At 40.9% G+C, this 7,344-nt stretch carries 5 protein-coding genes; all 5 read right to left on the bottom strand.

The features are described 5' to 3' along the window. Positions 1-143: 143 nt before the first annotated feature. Entirely contained in the window at positions 144-1,391 is a 1,248-nt protein-coding gene (locus H6A61_RS14625) for a DUF1015 domain-containing protein (protein ID WP_204394615.1), read from the bottom strand. Between the two features lie 14 nt (positions 1,392-1,405). Further along, on the bottom strand, positions 1,406-2,329 hold the full coding sequence (locus tag H6A61_RS14630; protein ID WP_204394617.1) for an NAD(P)-dependent oxidoreductase: 924 nt from the start codon (positions 2,327-2,329) through the stop codon (positions 1,406-1,408). 86 nt (positions 2,330-2,415) lie between these two features. Then, entirely contained in the window at positions 2,416-3,486 is a 1,071-nt protein-coding gene (serC, locus tag H6A61_RS14635; protein ID WP_154044447.1) for a 3-phosphoserine/phosphohydroxythreonine transaminase, read from the bottom strand. A 257-nt stretch (positions 3,487-3,743) separates the two neighbouring features. Further along, positions 3,744-5,060, bottom strand: coding sequence for a DEAD/DEAH box helicase (locus tag H6A61_RS14640; protein WP_204394619.1), 1,317 nt, complete (start codon positions 5,058-5,060; stop codon positions 3,744-3,746). Positions 5,061-5,537: 477 nt separating this feature from the next. Then, positions 5,538-7,178 carry an InlB B-repeat-containing protein gene (locus tag H6A61_RS14645; RefSeq protein WP_204394620.1) on the bottom strand — a complete coding sequence of 547 codons (1,641 nt, stop codon included), beginning with the start codon at positions 7,176-7,178 and terminating at the stop codon, positions 5,538-5,540. Positions 7,179-7,344 lie beyond the last annotated feature (166 nt).

Raw genomic sequence — 7,344 nt, forward strand, 5'->3', positions numbered from 1 at the left:
CATGGAGATAGGGATAATACGGAAATATAGAAATCATACTCTATGAAAAATGAGAAACCGATGATTATATAACGAAAAGAGGATGCATCATTTTGACACACCCTCTTTTCAGATTTCTATCAACTAAAGTGTAAATCAAAATATCATTCCAATTTATGTATAACAAGTCCCGAACGAAGCTTAGGCTCGAACCATGTAGTCTTCGGCGGCATGATATTTCCCGTATCGGCAATGTCCATCAACTGTTTCATCGATACCGGATACAGTGCCAGTGCCATAGCCATTTCACCACTGTCAACTCTGCGTTTCAGCTCTTCCAATCCGCGGATTCCACCAACAAAATCAATCCTCTTGTCCGAACGCAAATCCTTTATACCAAGTATCTCGTCAAGAATCAGGTTTGAAGAAATAGTCACATCAAGCACTCCTATAGGGTCATTGTCATCGTATGTTCCCGGTTTAGCTGTAAGACTATACCATTTTCCTGCAAGATACAATGAAAAATTATGAAGTGATGAAGGCTTATAGATACTTTCGCCTTTTTCTTCGACTATGAAGTCTTTCTCCAATGCTTTCAGGAACTGTTCGGCTGTCAGTCCGTTCAAATCTTTTACCACACGGTTATAATCAATAATAGTCAACTGCGATGCTGGGAAACATACAGCCATGAAGTAATTATACTCTTCGTCGCCCTTGTGATTTGGATTCTGGGCAGCTTTCTCGGCACCTACCAGTGCTGCGGCAGCACTTCTGTGATGACCATCGGCAATATACAGAGCCGGCATATCGGCAAACAGAGCGGTAATTCTGTCAATATCCTCTTTTCCGTCGATAACCCAGAATGTATGGCCGAAGCCGTCACCAGGAGCCACAAAATCATATTCCGGCTCGCGTGCAGTGTATTTAGCGACAATGGCATCAAGTTCGGCATTATCCGGATACGCAAAGAATACAGGCTCAATGTTCGCATTGTTCACACGGACATGCTTCATACGGTCCTCTTCCTTATCGCGGCGTGTAAGCTCATGCTTCTTTATTACGCCATTCATATAGTCAGGCACGTATGCGCCAACAACAAGACCATACTGAGTCTTGCCATTCATGGTCTGTGCATATACATAATAGTTTTCTTTATCGTCCTGCACCAGCCATCCCTTTTCCTGGAACATCTTGAAGTTCTCAACTGCCTTGTCATATACAGCAGGATCATGCTCGTCAGTTCCAACCGGGAAGTCTATTTCAGGCTTGATGATATGGTATAATGACTTTTCATTACCCTTAGCCTCTTCACGCGCCTCTTCTGAATTCAATACATCGTATGGTCGGGAAGCCACTTCCTCTACCATTGATTTCGGTGGGCGTATGCCCTTGAAAGGTTTAACTATTGCCATAGGCAGAAAGGTTTTTACTTTTTATTTACACGGAATTTCTCGCAACCATCCTTGAAGTATGCCACAATCTGTTTTGCTGCGGCAATACCGGCATTGATATTAGCTTCAGCAGTCTGGGCACCCATTTTTTTAGGAGTAGAGAAATATCTGCCGGCACATTTAGCGGCAAACTCTTCATTCTTTTCTGGCATAATGTCTGTTACATACTTCAAGTCCTGACGTTCTTCCATCAGTTTCAGAAGTCCTTCTTCGTCGATAACTTCTTTTCTTGCAGTATTGACAAGCAAACCGTTCTTTGGCATCAGGTTCACCAAGTCATAATTGATAGATTTGCGTGTTTCAGGAGTAGCAGGAATATGAAGTGAAACGACATCACAATTCTTGTAAAGCTCATCTGCAGAATCTACAGGAGTGACACCGTCAGCCTTGATAGCCTCCTTAGGACAGAAAGCATCGTAAGCATAAATATCCATGCCGATGCCTTTGGCGATACGGGCTACATTACGTCCCACATTACCGTATGCATGAATACCAAGTTTCTTGCCCATAAGTTCTGTACCCGCCTTACCGTTATAGAAATTGCGGACAGCCATAATCATCATACCGAAAGCAAGTTCCGCCACAGCGTTTGAGTTCTGTCCCGGAGTGTTCATCACACATACATCGTGAGCAGTAGCCTCAGCCAAATCAACATTATCGTATCCGGCACCTGCACGGACTACAATCTTCAGTTCTTTGGCAGCGTCAAGCACTTCCTTATCCACAATATCGCTTCGAATAATAATGGCGTTTACATCTTTTACTGCATCAAGCAATTGAGCTTTCTCTGTATATTTCTCAAGCAACACGAGTTCATAACCAGCTGCTTCTATTTCCTTACGAATACCATCCACAGCAACCTTGGCGAATGGTTTTTCTGTTGCAATCAAGACTTTCATGTGTAGTAAAATTTAAGTGATATAAAGATAAAAAGGACGTGAAAAGAGAAGTCTCCGTCACGTCCCTATTTGATAATTAATACGGATTAATGCAATTTTTCAAATTCCTGCATGCACTCGATAAGAGCCTTAACGCTTTCCAATGGCATAGCATTATAGCATGATGCACGGAATCCGCCTACTGAACGGTGACCTTTGATACCCACCATACCACGTTCGGTAGCAAACTTCAGGAAGTCAGCTTCCAAATCCTTGTATTCATCGGCCATCACGAAACAGATGTTCATCAGTGAGCGGTCTTCTTTCACAGTCACTGTACCGCGGAACAGTTTGTTGCGGTCAATTTCAGCATAAAGCAACTCAGCACGTTCCTTAGCTCTGCGCTGCATTTCTTCCACACCACCCTGAGCCTTGATCCATCTCAAAGTCTGCAATGCAGCATAGATAGGCACTACAGGAGGAGTATTGAACATAGAACCCTTGTCAACGTGTGTCTTATAGTCGAGCATAGTAGGGATATGACGTGTAACCTTGCCAAGCGCATCATCTTTCACAATTACGAAAGTAACACCCGCAGGAGCCAGATTTTTCTGAGCGCCGCCATAGATACAGATGTATTTTGAAACATCGATAGGACGTGAGAAAATATCAGATGACATATCCGCAATCAAAGGAACATTCACTTCAGGATCTGAATGCAATTCTGTTCCATAGATAGTATTATTAGTGGTAATATGGAAATATTCCGCATCTTCAGGAATAACATAATCCTTAGGAATATATGTATATCCGTCTTTTTCAGATGATGCAACTTCCACAGCTTCGCCAAAAGCTTTTGCTTCTTTCAAAGCTTTCTTAGCCCAAGTACCTGTGTTAAGATAAGCGGCTTTCTTTTCGAGGAAGTTATATGGAACCATACAGAATTCAAGGCTAGCACCGCCACCGAGGAATATTACTGAGTACCCTTCCGGGATATTTAGTATCTCTTTAAACAAAGCCACAGCTTCGTCCACTACCGGCTGAAAGTCTTTTGCGCGATGACTTATTTCCATCAACGAAAGTCCAGAGCCATTAAAATCCAATATAGCTTGTGCTGTTTTCTCTATTACTTCGCGAGGCAAAATAGATGGTCCCGCATTAAAATTATGTTTTTTCATTTGGCAGTTGTTTAATTGGTTTTACATATATTTTAATATCTAACGATTGCGAATTTATGTAATTATTTCCACACATCCAAACTTTAATCTAATAAAATTACACCCACAACTAAATTTTTCTTTCATTTTATGACATGAAGCGTAATTTTACTATCACTTTGACACATAATTATCATACTGTGGTGTATTTTATGATATCAACCATAGCAAATTGAGACAGTGACCTGCCGTTCCGTATGTATCCTGACACAAAGTTATCATTTTGCCAGTTCTATCAAAGTTTTTACCCCCTTAATCTTTTCATTTTGTATCAACTTTAACGTTTGTTGGCTCTTTTTTCTCGATATAGCCACGAAAGCATAATGGTCCTTAACGTCAACCTTGCCCACATCGTCTTTATTTAGTCCACCTTTCTTGAAGAGGAAACCTACTATGTCTATCTTGTTTATCTTGTCTTTTTTACCTTTACCAATATATAAAGTGACGAACTCCGGTTTCGAAGGTTTTGGAGTAATCTCCGGCAGAGTATAAACATCAATCTCGGCAGGAAGATAATCCGGTACTTTTTCTTCGGAATGCATAATAATATATGCACTACCTTCGGCATCCCATCTTGCAGTACGTCCGTTCCGGTGTATAAATCCATCTTCGGCTATTGGCAGATGATAGTGGACCACATTCTTTATTCCCGAGATGTCAAGTCCGCGAGCAGCAAGGTCTGTAGAAATAAATATATTGCAACTGCCGTTTCTGAACTTATACAATGCTCTTTCGCGATAGTCCTGATCCATTCCACCATGAAATGTTTCACAATAAACTTTCATTGAGTGCAGATACTTGCCCACCCTGTCAACACTCTCACGATGATTGCAGAATACCAGTGTCTGCTCCGAACCAAGACTACAAACCAGCTTATACAATGTCTCAAGTTTATCCTTTACCGGCGATTCCACCTTATATAAATGAAGTCTGTCCGACAATTGCTCATCAGAATTCAGGAAATTCAGCCTTACACTCTTGTTTACTCCAGTAAAGCGTGGTATTTCTTCAGCATCAGTAGCGGAAAGAAGGAACCTCCGGCGCAAATCAGGCAACTTGCCTATAACATCTGCCATTTCCTCCTGAAATCCGAATTCCAGACACTTGTCGAACTCATCAATAACAAGTACACGCACTGTCGATGCATCTATATTGCCTTTTTCCAGATGGTCGTTCATACGTCCCGGAGTACCGATAATCACCGACGGACGGATACCTTTCATCGTGCGGTGTTCGTCCATAGCCGGACGCCCTCCATAGCAACTCATCACCTGGAAGTCCGTACCCATTCCCTTGAAAACCTGTTCTATCTGCAATGCCAACTCGCGCGACGGAACAAGCACTACAGCCTGCACACCCTCGGTATCCTTCTTAAGTGACTGCACAAGTGGAATAAGATAAGCCAGGGTTTTGCCGGAACCAGTAGGCGAAAGCAGTACTATGTCGTTTCCTTCTTTATAAGCATCTACAGCTGCCTGTTGCATAGCGTTCAACTCTTCTATTTTCAGATTCTTCAATATTGTACGGATATCCATTTTGTAAGCTATATTATCAAATTATTATTTAACTATATTATTTAGAATAACTTTGAGTAGGTGTGTTTGATTTAACCTTCATATCTGTATTAACAGACTGTAAATCCAATCCGCTTTTTAAATTTCCAATTAATACAAAGATAATCAATCTCGCAATAACACATAATAGATAGCGGATAATTTTAGAACATAAAAACCAAGCATCCGGCTTGAAAATATGTTCTCATCAGTTCATAATCTATAAATATAGCTTATATTTACAGAAAATGAAAAGACAAAATGGAGTTTATCATACCATCGATAAAATATTATGCCTATTACATCTTATTCTTGGAAAGTCAGCAAACCATCTATCCATAAATATTGAAAGGCTGGGCACTTTTCACACATACAGCAAGTCCGCCACAGACGTAGCCCCGTGCTACGTCTGTGGCGGACTTGCTGTACCGAATGACCATCGGCCTATGCTTTCATGACTTATCTTCTCTTGAGCTTGGCGGAACGTGACAAAAACCGACCTTCGTGGTCGTCCGTCATGTGGATAATAAATGCCCCATTGCCGTTTTCGCCCTGAACGTATTTGTATTCACCTTCAATGTCTATTTCCCAAGTGCCAATTGCACCATTGATTGTTTCCCTATAATAGAACACAAAATCTTTGGCTCCTATCACTACTTTAAACTCGTGATATTCATCTTCCTCATGTTGAACTGCGTTAGAAAACATTTCGCCTTGCGGGAATACGCCTCCGCTTGCCGGTGTATATTTAAACAAGTGGTTCTCGAATGCATACAGTCCTTCTCCACAATTAACTATCGGGGAGTACCACCAAGTTTCTCCCACCTCCCGCTCGAATGCCATAACCTTTGCATATGCCTCTGCCGCTTTTGTGGAAGCATTAATGCCACCATCCAGATCCAGACTGAAAGCCAATTCATATTTCTCCATATAATCAAGGTAATTGTCAATAGTGAGAATACTCAAGTCCGCAGGAAGCTGGTTGGCCAGATTTGTATATTCCGATATCATCCATGACTCGTCACATATCTTAAATATCACTTCCAACGACACTTCTGGATTTTCCTTCGAACGTGCTATCACTTTTGCTTCCTGTCCTGCTGCCAAGTTTCCTTTTAGTGTAAAATCAATACGGCCGTTTCCCGTTCTCACGCCATCATTAGTCCATTCATTAATAATGCCATCGTAAGATATTTCTATTTCATCATTCTCTACAGATTCCATGGTAGCATCTACAAGATCGAAACTCACACCTACCATATCTGTACTGCTACCATTAATCATGATATACTTGCCGTCCCACAAGCCTTCAGTTATGCAATACTCACAATCATCGAGGAATATCTTATACGGTTTTCCTATCACATTGCCCGGTATCAAGCCGTCAATGGCTTTCTTGAGATTGTCGTAAGCCGTCTGAATTTCTTCGGTCGTTGCGCCGGAATTGGCAGCTACGTTCTTGGCCGCTTCCAAGGCTTTCTGCAGGTTACGGTACGAGGTTTCGGAATAATCTTCTTCATTCAAGCCATTAGCCTTGTTTATCAAATCCTCAAGCTGCTTTTTTACCGTATCATCAACTTCCGGTTTCCACTTAGCATATAGAGTCATATCACTTGTTATAACCATTGATTCATCAAACGGATTAGTGAAAGCCTCATCGGTAAACCATCCGTCAAATACAAATCCGTCTTTTACAGGAGTTGGCAAACCGGTAATCGTATTTCCTTTCTCAACACTCACAGGCTCTATATCATCACCTCCATTTGTATCGAAAGAAATCATACAAGTTTCTATTTCCGCCAACCATTTTGCGTACAAAGTAATATCAGAATCCACAACATCCACGTCAAAGACCCATTCACTTTCGAAATTCTCGCTCTTGAACCATCCTAAGAAAACGACACCATCCTTAGTTGGATTTTCTGGTTTAACGGCATGTTCTCCGGCTTTTACCTTTTGCTCCTTAACCTCACTTCCACCCATGGAATTAAATGTCACAGTAAAATAACGCTCCTCATTTTCTGTAGCGTCGTCTGCACAAGACACAAAACAAAACAACCCAATCATAATGGGCACAATCAATTTCATTAAATTTCCCATACGTAATTCTATTAAAAAACGAACTATAAATATTATAAAATATGTGATAACTTATATTATCAGCGCCCGCAAAGTTAATAAAAAAAAAAAAAACATGAAATTTTATTACTAAAAATTTGACATTAAATTATTTTTTGGACAGATTTGCATACGATTATACCAAGGA

It is taken from the genome of Bacteroides caecigallinarum (assembly GCF_016901995.1).
GTDB classification, from domain to species: domain Bacteria; phylum Bacteroidota; class Bacteroidia; order Bacteroidales; family Bacteroidaceae; genus Phocaeicola; species Phocaeicola cellulolyticus.